This is a genomic window from Streptomyces sp. NBC_01474, from assembly GCF_035918215.1.
In the GTDB taxonomy this organism is placed as follows: domain Bacteria; phylum Actinomycetota; class Actinomycetes; order Streptomycetales; family Streptomycetaceae; genus Streptomyces; species Streptomyces aureus.
Genome location: NZ_CP109449.1, coordinates 5,226,086 through 5,239,356 on the forward strand (window position 1 = coordinate 5,226,086; position 13,271 = coordinate 5,239,356).

The following is a 13,271-nucleotide window of genomic DNA, read 5'->3' on the forward strand; positions in this document are numbered from 1 at the left end:
GCGGTTGGGTTGAGGCATGACCACACCTGCTGTGCGGCTCACCGCCATACGTCGCGAGTACCGCGGCGTCACCGCTCTCGACGGGGTCGACCTCGACTTCCTCGCCGGGACCTTCACCGCCGTGATGGGGCCCTCCGGGTCCGGGAAGTCGACGCTGCTCCAGTGCGCCGCGGGCCTGGACCGTCCGACGTCGGGCACCGTCACCGTCGCCGGGACCGACCTCACCGGACTCGGCGAACGGGCGCTCACACTCCTGCGCCGGGACCGGATCGGTTTCGTGTTCCAGTCCTTCAACCTGCTGCCGTCGCTCACTGCCGCGCAGAACGTGGCACTCCCCCTGCGGCTCGCCGGTCGACGCCCCTCGCGCGCGGAGGTGCGCGAGGCGCTGGGCCGCGTGGGTCTCGCCGAGCGCGCGGGGCATCGCCCTTCGCAGCTCTCCGGCGGCCAGCAGCAGCGGGTGGCCCTGGCCCGTGCCCTGATCACCCGGCCGGCCGTCCTCTTCGGCGACGAGCCGACGGGCGCCCTCGACACGACGACCGGCCGTCAAGTCCTCACTCTGCTAAGAGAGTTGGTTGACCGGGAGGGCCAGACGACAGTGATGGTGACGCACGACCCGGTAGCCGCGGCTCGCGCGGACCGGGTGGTGTTCCTGGTCGACGGGAGGGTCGTGGACGAGCTCCTGACACCGGACGCGGAGACGGTCGCGGCGCGGATGACGGGGCTTGAGGGGGGTTCGGGGGGCTCCAGGGGTTCGGAAACGGGTGCGGGTACGAGCGCGGGTGCAGGTACGAGCGCGGGTGCGGGCACGAGCACTGGTGCGGGTGCGGGTGACATGTCCGCCGCTGCTCGCTCCCTGTCCGGCGGCAACGCACCCGGCAAGGGGGTCGACGCATGCTGACCACACTCGCCTCCGCCTGGGCGAACCTGCGGACACGCCGGCACCTCTTCGCGGGAGCGTTCGTCGCCGTCGCGCTCGGGGTGGCCCTGGTCGCGAGCATGGGGCTGGGGCTCGCGGCGGCCGCCGATCCGCCTGCGGGCAAGCCTCAGCGGTTCGCCGCACAACCCGTCGTGGTCATGCCACACGACACCCTGACCGTTGAGGTCGACCGTGGCCCGCACAGCGCCCTCGATTCGAAGACGATTCCTCATCCACAGCCTGTGGACAAAGAACTGCTGCGCGAGCTCGCCGAGCTGGGCACCGTCCACCGTGATCATCTCGCGCCGGACGCGGTCGGCGTCGACGCCTCGGCCGCCGCCGTACGCGGGGTGGTCGGCGACCGGGCGCAGGTCCTGACCGGCGCGGCACGGCGCCTGGCCGACCCGGGCGCAGAGCGCGACGCCCAGGCGGTCGTCGCGGTGCGGGCGATGCTGGGCACGGCCGGCGGAGTCTCCGCGTTCGTCGCCGTCTTCGTCACGGCGTCGACATTCGCGTTCGTGGTCGCCCTGCGCAGGCGGGAGTTCGGGCTGCTGCGGCTCGCGGGCGCCACTCCGGGACGCGTACGGCGTCAGCTCTTCACCGAGGCCCTCGCGGTGGGCGTCGCGGCGAGCGCCACGGGCTGCGCCCTCGGCTCCTGGGGCGCACCACTGCTCGCCCGCGCGCTGATCGACAACGGCATCGCGCCCCCGTGGTTCACGGTGAGCGGCACTGGTACGACACAGTCGACCTCGTGGACCTCCTGGACCTCATGGCCGTTCCAACTCGCTTTCTGGACCGGCCTGTTCGTGGCGGTCGCGGGAGCATGGGCCGCGTCGCGACGCGCCGGACGCATCGGCCCGGTGGAAGCACTGAGGGACGCCGACGTGGACACGGACGTCATGCCGTGGAGCCGCCGGATCGTCGGCGCGGCGCTCCTCGCCCTGGGACTCGGCCTGACGGTCCACACCCTCTGGACCGACCCGTCGGCGCTCCTGAAGCGCAAGACGTACACCACCCAGCCGATGATCCTCATCACGGCGGCGGCCGCACTCGCCCCGCTCCTCGTCCGCCCGGTGCTGCGGATGATCCGGCTGCCTGGAGCCGTCGGTCTCCTCGTCCGCGAGAACGCCGCCGCCTCCGTCCGCCGCACCGCCGCGGTCGCCGCACCCGTACTGGTGACAGTGGCGCTCGCGGGATCCCTGATGGGCTCGGCGGAGTCGGTGAGCGCGGCGAAGGCACAGGAGGCGAGCGAGCAGACGAACTCCCAACTCATGGCCACGGGTGATGATTTGAGCCTTGCACGGCGGCCGGTGCCGGGTGTGGCGGCCCTGTCCCCGTCCACCTCCACCGCGGTCTTCGTACGGGAGGAGGGCACCGCCCTCCTCCGCTCAGAGGCGCGAGCCGTGAGCGACCCCGCGGCCCTCGCCGCGACCAGCCGGCTCCCCGTCGTCTCCGGCGACATACGCCACCTCGACGACCGCTCCATCGTCGTCAACGAGGAGTGGGAACACCACCGCGTCGGCGACCGCCTGACCGTCTGGCTCGGTGACGGCCGCCGCACCACACTCCGGGTCGCCGCCGTCCTGGCGCACGGCACCGGCGACAACGGCGCGTACGTCACCATGGCCAACGCCGGCGCGGCGCCGGTCGACCGGATCGACGTACGCCTGACGCCGGGCGCCTCACCCGCGGCGGCGACGGACGCGCTGCGAGCGGCCACGTCCGGCCACGACGTGCGTGTACGCACCGCAGCCACCTGGCTCGACGCCACCCACCCCAGGGTCAAACCCCAGACCCGGCAAGGAATGTTGCTGCTCCTGGGCATCGCCCTGACCTATGCGGCGATCTCGCTCGCCGGAACGCAGTTGATGGCCGCGTCCGTACGGGACGGGGAACTGCGCGCCCTGCGCCGGGCGGGGGCCACCCGGGCGCAGGTCAGGTTGATGCTCGCCGGCGAGGCACTGGTCGCGGTCGCGGCCGGCACGGCCCTCGGACTGGCCGTCACCGCGCTCAACCTGGGCGGACTCGCGGCCGCGCTCGGCCTTCTCTCGCCGGAGTCCGGTGCGGAGGCGGGGCTTGAGGCTGGGGTCGTAATGCCGTGGGGTGTCGTCAGTTCGGCCGTGGGCGTGTGCGCGATGGTCGCTGTGGGGACGGGCGTGCTGGGCGCGGGATGGGGGCACCGGAATGGCGTGGGTGAGTGGTGAAAGGGCCTGGGTGGGACTGCGGGATGCGGGAAGGTCGAACTGTTGGAAGGGCGGGGCGGCCCGCCCCCGGTGACGATCGACTCTGGAGAACGCAACTCTGGCGAGCGCAGGAGAACGTACGAGATCGCCAGGGACTCCAGAGAACACCAGCAGGACCAGCCCCCGTCTGGTTCGACGAAACAGTGAGAGGCAGGCACCCGCATGGAAGCCATCGTTTTCGAGGAGTTCGGCGGACCTGAGGTACTGCGCTTCAAGGACGACGTCGCGGAGCCGCACGCGGGTCCGGGCCAGGTCCGGGTGAAGGTCGCTGCCGTCGGGGTCAACCCCATCGAGTACAAGATCAGGAACGGTTGGATGGAGCAGGTCTTCCCGACCGCCCTGCCTGCCGTACCCGGCAACGAGTTCGCCGGGACCATCGACGAGGTCGGCAAGGGCGTCACCGGCCTCTCCGTCGGCGACGAAGTCCTCGGCTGGACCGAGACCGGCGCCTACGCGGCCTATGCCCTGGCCCAGGCCTCCGCCGTCGCCCCAAGGCCCACCGGACTCGAACCCGCCGAGGCTGCGACCCTCCCCATCGCCGGCGAGACGGCCCAGCGCGTACTCGACCTGCTCGGAGTACGCAGCGGCGAGACGCTGCTGATCCACGGCGCCGCGGGCGCGGTCGGCTCCATGGGCGTACAACTGGCCGTGGCGCTCGGCGCGACGGTGATCGGCACTGCCTCCCCCGCCAACCACGAGTACCTGCGCTCCATCGGCGCCGTCCCTGTCGCGTACGGGGGCGGGCTCGTGGAGCGGGTGCGCGCGGTGGCCCCACAGGGGGTGGACGCTGTGTTCGACGCGGCGGGCAAGGGCGCGCTGGCGGCCTCGGTCGAACTGCGCGGCGGCACGCCGGACCGCATCGTCACCATCGCCGACCCCGACGCGGCCAGATACAACGTGCCCTTCGCGTCGGGTGGCAGCGACCGCGCCAAGGCCCGCGAGGGCCTCACCCACCAGGCCGCACTCGCCGCGAACGGCAAGCTCCACATTTCGATCGCCCACACGTTCCCCCTCCGCGACGCGGCCAAGGCGCAGACCCTGAGCGAGTCGGGCCACGTGCGGGGCAAGCTGGTGCTTCTGGTGGGGTGACGCAACTGGTGATCCCGGTGGTCCAAATAGTCCTGGCGACCCCGGCGGTCCTGGTGCCCCCAGGGGTCCCGGTGGTCCTGGTGCCCCTAGAGGTCCCGGCGGCCCCAGTGACACTCGTGGCCCCAGTGACACTGGTGGCCCTGATGGGGTGAGGCCTCCCGGCTGCCCCGGGATAGGCCGGCGCACCCACTCCAGCCGCCCACGGGGACCCCGCCTCCGCCAACCGGGCCGCCGCGCGCCCCTGCGGATGCCGACTTCGCCGTACGCTGCGACGCTCAGGGAATGAGAGTGGCGCTTGCGCAGACCGACTGTGTGCTCGGCGATGTGGACGCGAATCTGGCCGTCGCCCGGGAGCAGACCGAGCAGGCGGCGGCCCAGGGCGCCGACCTCGTGGTGTTCCCCGAACTGAGCCTGCACGGCTATCACCTCGGCGCCCTGCACCAGGACGCCTCCCTCCCCGTGACGGACCCGCGACTGGCCGCCCTCTCGACGCTCGGCGCGGACGTCGTGATCGGCCTGCACGAACACACCAGCCTGCGCGCCTACAACGCCTCCGCCTACTACACGAATGGTCAGCTCCTCCATTCCCACCGCAAGTTGTACCTGCCGAACTACCTGGCCTGGGAGGAACGCAAGCACGTCAGCCCCGGCCAGCATCTGCGCGCGTACGACCTGCCGCACGGGCACGGCCGCGCCGCGACCCTCGTCTGCAACGACGCCTGGCAGCCGGTCCTGCCGTGGCTCGCCGTGCAGGACGGCGCAGAGGTCGTCATCGTCCCCGCGAACAGCGCGGCGACACTCGACCCGGAGGCCATGGACACGGGCCTGTACTGGGACACCCTCCTCGCCTACACCGCGAAGATGCTCCAGTGCTGGGTCGTCTTCGTGAACCGCGTCGGCAACGAACATGGCGCCTCCTTCTGGGGTGGCTCCCGAGTGGTCGACCCACGCGGGACGGTCGTGGCCCAGGCCCCCCAGTGGGAACCGGCCCTCGTGACGATCGACATCGACCTCCACGAGGCCCGTCGGCAACGCAGAGTCGTCCCTCTGGTCGCGGAGGCCCGTCTCGGCCTGATCGACCGGGAGGTCCGCCGCCTGATCGACGAGGGCGGCGACAGCTGACCCGCACCCGGACCCGGCCCCCCGCCCGGGCAGGCTCCCGGCGCCCCCGGCGCTGTCAGTGCCGGGTGTAAGACTCACCGGCATGACCGAGAAGTGGGCCATCGCGGCCACCGAGGACGGCGGAGCCCAGCTCGCGCCGCTCGGTGCCGACGGCACACCCGCCGCCCCGGTCCGCCAGGAGCCCAGCCTCGCGGAAGCGGTCCGCTCCCGTCCTGACGTCACGCGCTGGATCTGGCGTTCGACGGCGGCCGTCTACCCCAGCCTGCTCGCCGCGGGCGTCCGCGTGCCGCGCTGCTACGACATCGAGGACGCCGAGACCCTCCTCCTCGGTCACGCCGGCCACTTCGGGGAACCCCGCTCCGCGGCCGCCGCCCTGGCCAGAATCCGCGGGACGGCCGTCCCCCCGGACCCCCCGCAACGCGCCGCGACCCCCGGCTCCCAGTCCTCCCTCTTCGAACCGCAACCCGTTCATGTCCCCCTCGAAGACCTCATAGAGGTGTACGCCGATCAGCAACGCCGCCATGACGCCACCTCCCACCCGGGCCGGATGCGGCTGCTCACCGCCGCCGAGTCCGCCGCCATGCTCGTAGCGGCCGAGATGAACGCGGCGGGCCTCCCCTGGAGCGCTGACGTGCACCGCTCCGTACTGCACGAACTGCTCGGCGAGCGCTACGCGGGCGGTGGCGAACCGCGCCGCCTCGCCGAACTGGCCGACGAGGTGTCCGAGGCCTTCGGCCGCCGCGTACGCCCCGATCTGCCCGCCGACGTGGTGAAGGCGTTCGCCCAGGCCGGCGTGAAGATCACGTCCACGCGCCGCTGGGAGATCGAGTCGATCGACCATCCGGCGGTGCGGCCCCTGATCGAGTACAAGAAGCTGTACCGGATCTACACCGCACACGGCTGGTCCTGGCTCCAGGACTGGGTCCGCGACGGCCGTTTCCGGCCCGAATACCTGCCCGGCGGTACCGTCACGGGACGCTGGGTCACCAATGGCGGCGGCGCACTCCAGATCCCCAAGGTCATCCGGCGTGCCGTCGTCGCCGACCCGGGCTGGCGGCTCGTCGTGGCCGACGCGGATCAGATGGAACCCCGCGTCCTGGCCGCCATCTCCCGCGACCCCGGCCTGATGGAGGTCGCCGGGCGGGAGACCGACCTCTACCAGTCCGTCTCCGACCGGGCCTTCTCCGGCGACCGCGCCAAGGCAAAGCTGGCGGTGCTCGGCGCGGTGTACGGCCAGACCTCAGGTGACGGCCTCAAGAACCTCGCCGCCCTTCGCCGCCGCTTCCCGCAAGCCGTCGCCTACGTCGACGACGCGGCCCGCGCGGGCGAGGAGGGCCGCCTCGTACGGACCTGGCTCGGCCGCACGTGCCCACCGGTCGTCGGCGCCGGCGACCAGGAGGAAGCAGGCATCCCCCAGGACGACCCGACACCCGAACAGGCCTCAGGAGGCACCGAGTTCACCCCCGGCTACGCCTCCTCGAACTCCCGCGCCCGCGGCCGCTTCGCCCGCAACTTCGTCGTCCAGGGCAGCGCCGCCGACTGGGCCGACCTGATGCTCGCCGCCCTGCGCCGGTCCTGCACCGGGATGGCGGCGGAACTGGTCTTCTTCCAGCACGACGAGGTGATCGTGCACTGCCCGGAAGAGGAAGCGGAAGCAGTGACCGCGGCGATCCGCGAGGCCGCAGAGCTGGCCGGCCAGCTCACGTTCGGCGACTCCCCGGTCCACTTCCCTTTCACCACCGCAGTGGTGAAGTGCTACGCCGACGCGAAGTGACGTCCGTCCGTAGAGCTACTCACGACCCGCCTGACCTCACAGCCGATGACCGCTGATCACCGGTCACCGATCTTTGGTCAGCACAGCCAGCTCACCGGTAGCCGAGCCCCCGAGCCCCCGAGCCCAGAGTGTCTCCCCCGGCGCCCTACCCCTACCCCTGCCACTTCCCACTCGTGGCTATCGCCTTGAGTTGTGTCATGGTCAGGGCGGGCGTGGCCCTTGTGGCGGCTGTGTTCTGCGCGCCCGAGTTGAACGCCGATATCACCACGCGGAACCCGTCCTTGCGGATCGTGTCCACGGTCCACATCACCACGCCCTGGCCCCCCTTCTCGCCGGGCCCCTGATGCGTGACGACCTTCGTGCCGTCGAGCAGGGTCTGCGCGTCGGAGCCGAAGAGCTCACCCTCCACATCCGACATGTTCGGCTGCGCATTGATCTGGACGAGGCTCGCCCCCTTCCCGTCGTTCACCACGACGTACGCGAAGCCGTCTTCGCTCTGGCGGGTCGTCACCTTGGCACTCTTCGGCAGCAGCGAGGTGAGGTTCTTGAGGATGGTGTCGCCGCCGGCGGCCTGCGGGACCGGCTGCTGCACGGGCTCGTCCTGCGGCTTCGGCAGAGCCCGGAGTATCGGACGCCACTCCTTGGAGGTCACCAGGGCCTTCAACTGTCCGGTGCTGAGCGGTGGTTCGTCCCGGGAGACGGGTTCGCCTTTCTCCGCCGGTGCGTTCCATTCACTGGCGTCGACGGTGTAGCCCTCCGGCGTCACCACGTACGCGTGCCACCACTTGGTGTCCGCGCGCTTGTCCGGGTACTCGTAGCCCTGCAGGAGCAGCAGCCGGGAGCCGTCGGCCAACGTCTTGCTCGAGCAGGAGTCGTACGGCGTGTAGACCTTCGCGGGGCAGGCGAGCTGCTCCGCGACCCCCGTGCCCTCAGGGTCGACCCGGCCCAGACTCAGGCCGATCGCCGCCTTGCCCTTGCCGTCGTCGAAGACGACCGAGGCGAGCGGCCCGAGCCCGTCCTCCGTACCGCGGCCCGACTCACTGCTGAACTTGCCGTCGGGCAGCAGCCCTTCGAGGGTCTTGATCAGATGGCTGGCCGAGAACTGCGGTCCCTCGCCCGGCGTGCTCGTCTTCCCCTGCGTCGTGCTCCCCGGCTCGGGCTGCGCGGCCACCGGGCTGCCGTGGCCGGCCTCGACCCCGAAGGCCCCGGCTGCATATGACGCGCCGAATCCGACCGCGGCGAGCGCGGCGAAGCTCCCGGTGACCGTCGCGGCCCGCCGACGCCGCAGCCTGCGTCGGCCGCGCGCCATGCCGCCGTCGACCAGCGGCCCACCCGCGGCGCTGAACGTCTCACCCGTTATCCGCAGGGCCTCCCCGAGGCCACCCACGAAGGCTTCCTGGTCACGGTCTTCGTCTATTCCTGACATGCCGACCACCACTCCTCACACCGAATCGGGTCAAGCTCATTACGCGGCGAACTCGGCCACGCTGCCGCCCAGTTGTTCCCGCAGCCGGGCCAGAGCCCGCGTGCTCCGCGTACGCACCGCCGCCGAGCTGACGTTCAGAATCTCCGCGGTCTCCATCACGGATCGGTCCTCCCAGTACCGCAGCACGATTACCGCCCGGTCCTTCGGCGGCAGCTGCCGCAGCGCGTCAAGAAGAGTGATCCGCAGCGAGGCGTCGCCCGGCGGTATGTCCGAGGTCTCCGGAAGCTCGTCGCTGGGCCGCTCCTGCGCGGAACGCCGCCGCTGGTGCGCGAGAAAGGCACGTATGAGCACGGTCTGGGCGTACGCCGCCGGGTTCCCGACCCGTGACGACCGCCCCCACACCACATACATCCGTCCCAGCGTCTCCTGCACCAGATCCTCGGCGAAGTGCGTGTCGCCACTGGTCAACAGGCATGCCGAACGGAACAGGTGTCCTGTCCGGGCCTCCGCGAACTCCCGGAACCCGCTCTCCTTGGACCGCCTCATCAGGCGCCCTCCCCCTCATCGCCCCACACCTTTTAGATGCGGTGAGGCGGACGGGATGTTTCGCGACACCGCGATCCCTCGAGAGCCTGCGGCGCGCACTCTACGATCGCCGCAAGATACGACGCGGCCCGGTCCGCCCACCCACTTCAAACCGAGGCGAGCAGACCGGACCGGGCCGGGCCGGGCCGTGCAATGGAGTCAGAACTCGCGTACCGAACCCTGAGCCCACTTAGCTGAACTCACAGCTGAACTCATCCAATAGGGCCAGGAATCACGTAATGACGAAGCGTGCCAAGGCGGAGCGCGGCTGCCCGCTCTACCAACTCGCGCCCGCCGGCTGCCGCGTGGTCACGTTGAACCGGTTGAAGAGATTGGTGACGCCGATCATGAGCGTCAGCGCCGCGAGCCCGCGCTCGTCGTAGTGACGGGCAGCCTCGTCCCAGACGGCGTCCGGCACCGGGTCCGGGGAGTCGGCGAGCCGGGTCGCCGACTCGGCAAGGGCCAGCGCGGCCCGCTCGACGTCGGTGAAGTACGGCGCCTCACGCCAAGCGGCGACGGCGAACAGCCGGTCGTCGCTCTCCCCGCCCTTTCGCGCACTGCGCACACCGGCGTCGACGCAGTAACTGCACCCGTTGATCTGACTGGCCCGCAGGTGCACCAGCTCGAGCGTGCTCTCGGGCACACCGCCCTCGCGGGTGGCCTTGAGAAGCGCCAGCACGGGCTGCGTAACCCCGGGAATCAGCTGGGCCGGGTTCTGTATGCGCGCCTGGACACTCATGTCTTTCCCTCCGTCAGCTCTGTCTCTCTGCCTTCGATGAACTGACGGATCCCGACACAGGAGTGTGACGACCGGAACGAAGAAAATTCCTTCGGTCGGCTGCAGCCAGGCCACCACACGCAACCGGGGCTCGCCCCGCCCTGCGCGAGGCACCGGGCGATGCCATGCGGAAGGCCCTCCGCGATCTTCATCCCGCGGAGGGCCACCAGAACAAGCAAAAGCCCCAGATCACGGCGAGTGAGTTCTGGGGCTTCTACAGAGCCGCCTTCGGGATTCGAACCCGAGACCTACGCATTACGAGTGCGTTGCTCTGGCCATCTGAGCTAAGGCGGCGCGCCGTCTGCACCATGGTGCGGTCAGCAACGTCGCCAAGTCTACACAGTTTTCGGGGGTGCTCCGCACACCCCCTGCGGAGGCTCCGGGACGCACGTCCTGGGGTGCCGAAAAGTGCCCCCGCACCCCTTATGAGCAGCGCTTTCCGTCCTTGGGCGGGGTGCCGTCCAAGAGGTACGTGTTGATCGCGGAGTCGATGCAGGCGCTGCCGCGGCCGTACGCGGTGTGGCCGTCGCCCACGTAGGTGAGGAGCGTGCCGGATTCGAGCTGGCCGGCGAGGGCCTGCGCCCAGCGGTACGGGGTGGCCGGGTCGCGGGTCGTGCCGACGACGACGATCGGGGCGGCACCCTTCGCCTCGATGCGGTGGGCCCCGCTGGTCGCCTTCACCGGCCAGTACGTACAGTTCAGCGCCGCCCACGCGAAACCGTCACCGAAGACCGGGGACGCCTTCTCGAAGGACGGCAGGGCCGCCTTCACGTCGTCGGGGCTCTTGAAGGACGGGGGCAGGTCGAGGCAGTTCACGGCCGCGTTGGCTGCCATCAGGTTCGCGTACGTGCCGCCGCCGTCGCGTTCGTAATAGCTGTCGGAGAGGGCTAGCAGGCCCGCGCCGTCCCTGTCCTTGATCGCCGAGCTGAGCGCGGAGCGCAGCTGCGCCCACTCCCCCTGGTCGTACATCGCCGCGATCACGCCGGTCGTGGCGAGGGCCTCGCCGAGCTTGCGGCCCGAAGGGTCACCGGTGGGGATGGGGGCGCGGTCCAGTTCGGTGAAGAAGGACTTGAGGCGCTTGCTCGCATCGGCGGCGCTCCCGGTGCCCAGGGGGCAGTCGGAGCGCCGTACGCAGTCCTTCGCGAACGACTGGAACGCCGTCTCGAAGCCGGCCGTCTGCTCGCGGTTCATCTCTCGCGCCGACAGAGACGGGTCCATCGCGCCGTCCAGGACCATGCGACCGACCCGCTCCGGATAGAGCCCCGCATAGGTCGCCCCGAGGAACGTGCCGTACGAGGCCCCAACATAGTTCAGCTTGTCGTCGCCGAGCGCCGCGCGCAGGATGTCCATGTCGCGGGCCGCCTCGACCGTGGAGACGTGCGGCAGCACCTCGCCGGACTTCGCCTCGCAGCCGGCCGCGAACTTCTTGAAGGCCGCCGACAGTTCGTTCGTCTCCGCCTGATCGTCGGGCGTGACGTCGGTCTGCGTGTACGCGTCCATCTGCTTGCCGCTGAGGCACTCGACCGGCTCGCTGCGGGCGACGCCGCGCGGGTCGACCGCGACCATGTCGTAGCGGGCGCGGACCGCCGCCGGGTAGCCGAGGCCGGCGTACGACTGGAGGTAACCGATCGCCGAGCCGCCGGGTCCGCCGGGGTTGACCAGGAGCGAGCCGAGGCGCTTGCCCGGGCCGGTGGCCTTCTTGCGAGCGACGGCCAGCTTGATGTCACCGGCGTCCGGCTCCGCATAGTCCAGCGGCGCCTTCATCGTGGTGCATTCGAAGCCGGAAACGCCGCACTCGCGCCAGCTCAGCGACTGCCCGTAGTAGGCCGCCAGGTTGACGGGGGTCTCCTTGGGCAGCGCGGCCAGCGAGACGTCCGCCGTCCGCGTGCTTCCCAAACTCCCTGGTGAGCAGGCGGACATGAGGAGCCCGGCGGCGGCGAGCAGGGCTCCACAGGCCCGGAGGCCTCGGACAGGGGAATGGTGACGCCTGAAGTACATCCCCCGAGCGTAACTGTCCGCGTTCGGTCAGTCGCGATGTGTGGCGACCACGCCCCGTACGAGTTACCCGAAGGGCGTCTCAGCCCGACCGCAGCGCCATCGTCATCGCCTCCACCGCGAGCAGCGGCGCCACATTGCGGTCGAGCGCGTCACGGCATTCGGCGATCGCCTCGATGCGGCGGAGCGTGGCCTCGGGCGAGGCCGCGCGGGCGAGGCGCTCCAGGGTGTCCTGCGCGTCGGTGTTCGCGAGGGCGACGCGGGAGCCGAGCTGCAGGGCGAGAACATCGCGGTAGAAGCCCGTGAGGTCCGTGAGGGCCAGGTCGAGGCTGTCTCGCTGCGTACGCGTTCTGCGGCGCTTCTGACGGTCCTCCAGCTCCTTCATGGCGCCCGCCGTGCCACGCGGCATCCGGCTGCCGCTCTGTCCGCCGAGCGCCGCCTTCAGCTCCTCGGTCTCCTTGGTGTCGACCTCCTCGGCGAGCTGCTTGGTGTCCTCCGCCGCGGTGTCGATCAGCTCCTGCGCGGCCTTGAGGCACCCGCCGATGTCGTCGACCCGCAGGGGCAGCTTCAGCACCGCCGCTCTGCGCGCCCGCGCGCGCGGGTCCGTGGCTAGGCGTCGCGCGCGGTCGATGTGGCCCTGCGTGGCGCGGGCCGCTTCGGCGGCGACGGCCGGCTCGATGCCGTCGCGTCGTACGAGCATGTCGGCCACCGCCTCGACCGCGGGTGTACGCAGCGTCAGGTGGCGGCAGCGGGAGCGGATCGTGGGCAGCACGTCTTCGAGGGAGGGCGCGCAGAGCAGCCAGACGGTCCGCGGGGCGGGCTCCTCCACAGCCTTCAGAAGTACGTTCCCCGCGCCCTCCGTGAGGCGGTCAGCGTCTTCCAGGACGATGACCTGCCAGCGGCCCACGGCGGGCGACAGCTGTGCTCTGCGGACGAGCTCGCGGGTCTCCTTCACACCGATGGAGAGCAGATCCGTACGGACGATCTCCACGTCGGCGTGCGTGCCGACGAGGCTCGTGTGACAACCGTCGCAGAATCCGCAGCCCGGGCCTCCGCCCAGCGCTCGGTCCGGGCTGACGCACTGGAGCGCCGCGGCGAACGCGCGCGCCGCCGTCGCCCGCCCCGCGCCAGGCGGACCGGTGAAGAGCCAGGCGTGCGTCATCTTGGAGGCCTCGGGCAGCGGCGCCTTCGTCGCCGTGGCCGTGACGAGCGCGTCGGCGTCCCGCGCGGCGGCGTCGAGCTGCGCGGCCACGCGCTCCTGACCCACCAGGTCGTCCCATACGGGCATGGACTACCGCCTCACCGTCGAACTCCGGCACTTCGCTCTACCGGATTCATTGTGC

The 13,271-nt window shown here is 71.1% G+C and carries 10 protein-coding genes and 1 tRNA gene; 5 read left to right on the top strand and 6 right to left on the bottom strand.

Annotation, left to right across the window (positions count from 1 at the left end; translation table 11 throughout):
- Positions 1–16 precede the first annotated feature (16 nt).
- The 5 genes from OG758_RS23995 (at position 17) to OG758_RS24015 (ending at position 7,144) form a co-directional block, all read left to right on the top strand.
- Entirely contained in the window at positions 17–898 is an 882-nt protein-coding gene (locus tag OG758_RS23995; protein WP_326711859.1) for an ABC transporter ATP-binding protein, read from the top strand.
- Positions 892–3,120, top strand: coding sequence for an ABC transporter permease (locus tag OG758_RS24000; protein WP_326711860.1), 2,229 nt, complete (start codon positions 892–894; stop codon positions 3,118–3,120). Before OG758_RS23995 ends, OG758_RS24000 begins: the two co-directional genes overlap by 7 nt.
- 201 nt (positions 3,121–3,321) lie before the next feature.
- The gene (locus tag OG758_RS24005) at positions 3,322–4,248 is read left to right on the top strand and encodes an NADP-dependent oxidoreductase (protein WP_326711861.1); all 927 of its coding nucleotides are present in this window, start codon (positions 3,322–3,324) and stop codon (positions 4,246–4,248) included.
- Between the two features lie 282 nt (positions 4,249–4,530).
- Positions 4,531–5,370: a nitrilase-related carbon-nitrogen hydrolase gene (locus OG758_RS24010; protein ID WP_326711862.1), complete on the top strand. Its 840-nt coding sequence runs from the start codon at positions 4,531–4,533 to the stop codon at positions 5,368–5,370.
- 82 nt (positions 5,371–5,452) lie between these two features.
- A complete protein-coding gene (locus tag OG758_RS24015) occupies positions 5,453–7,144 on the top strand; it encodes a bifunctional 3'-5' exonuclease/DNA polymerase (RefSeq protein ID WP_326711863.1) in 1,692 nt (563 codons plus the stop codon).
- Positions 7,145–7,295: 151 nt separating this feature from the next.
- On the opposite strand, the gene OG758_RS24020 is transcribed toward OG758_RS24015, so the two are convergent.
- The 6 genes from OG758_RS24020 to OG758_RS24045 form a co-directional block, all read right to left on the bottom strand.
- Positions 7,296–8,570 (bottom strand): hypothetical protein, encoded by a 1,275-nt coding sequence (locus OG758_RS24020; protein WP_326711864.1) that lies wholly within the window; start codon positions 8,568–8,570, stop codon positions 7,296–7,298.
- Between the two features lie 39 nt (positions 8,571–8,609).
- Positions 8,610–9,116, bottom strand: a complete 507-nt coding sequence (locus OG758_RS24025; RefSeq protein WP_326711865.1) for a SigE family RNA polymerase sigma factor — start codon at positions 9,114–9,116, stop codon at positions 8,610–8,612.
- 316 nt (positions 9,117–9,432) lie between these two features.
- On the bottom strand, positions 9,433–9,894 hold the full coding sequence (locus OG758_RS24030; protein WP_326711866.1) for a carboxymuconolactone decarboxylase family protein: 462 nt from the start codon (positions 9,892–9,894) through the stop codon (positions 9,433–9,435).
- Between the two features lie 259 nt (positions 9,895–10,153).
- Positions 10,154–10,227, bottom strand: a tRNA-Thr gene (locus OG758_RS24035).
- Positions 10,228–10,356: 129 nt separating this feature from the next.
- Complete coding sequence (locus OG758_RS24040; RefSeq protein WP_326711867.1) at positions 10,357–11,931, bottom strand: alpha/beta hydrolase; 1,575 nt, start codon at positions 11,929–11,931, stop codon at positions 10,357–10,359.
- A 79-nt stretch (positions 11,932–12,010) separates the two neighbouring features.
- On the bottom strand, positions 12,011–13,216 hold the full coding sequence (locus OG758_RS24045; protein WP_326711868.1) for a DNA polymerase III subunit delta': 1,206 nt from the start codon (positions 13,214–13,216) through the stop codon (positions 12,011–12,013).
- Positions 13,217–13,271 lie beyond the last annotated feature (55 nt).

Bases quoted from the DNA above. Each gene is read 5' to 3' on its own strand.
- OG758_RS24030 (WP_326711866.1), bottom strand. From the start codon at position 9,894: ATGAGTGTCCAGGCGCGCATACAGAACCCGGCCCAGCTGATTCCCGGG.
- OG758_RS23995 (WP_326711859.1), top strand. From the start codon at position 17: ATGACCACACCTGCTGTGCGGCTCACCGCCATACGTCGCGAGTACCGC.
- OG758_RS24010 (WP_326711862.1), top strand. From the start codon at position 4,531: ATGAGAGTGGCGCTTGCGCAGACCGACTGTGTGCTCGGCGATGTGGAC.
- OG758_RS24045 (WP_326711868.1), bottom strand. From the start codon at position 13,216: ATGCCCGTATGGGACGACCTGGTGGGTCAGGAGCGCGTGGCCGCGCAG.
- OG758_RS24020 (WP_326711864.1), bottom strand. From the start codon at position 8,570: ATGTCAGGAATAGACGAAGACCGTGACCAGGAAGCCTTCGTGGGTGGC.
- OG758_RS24025 (WP_326711865.1), bottom strand. From the start codon at position 9,116: ATGAGGCGGTCCAAGGAGAGCGGGTTCCGGGAGTTCGCGGAGGCCCGG.
- OG758_RS24015 (WP_326711863.1), top strand. From the start codon at position 5,453: ATGACCGAGAAGTGGGCCATCGCGGCCACCGAGGACGGCGGAGCCCAG.
- OG758_RS24040 (WP_326711867.1), bottom strand. From the start codon at position 11,931: ATGTACTTCAGGCGTCACCATTCCCCTGTCCGAGGCCTCCGGGCCTGT.
- OG758_RS24000 (WP_326711860.1), top strand. From the start codon at position 892: ATGCTGACCACACTCGCCTCCGCCTGGGCGAACCTGCGGACACGCCGG.
- OG758_RS24005 (WP_326711861.1), top strand. From the start codon at position 3,322: ATGGAAGCCATCGTTTTCGAGGAGTTCGGCGGACCTGAGGTACTGCGC.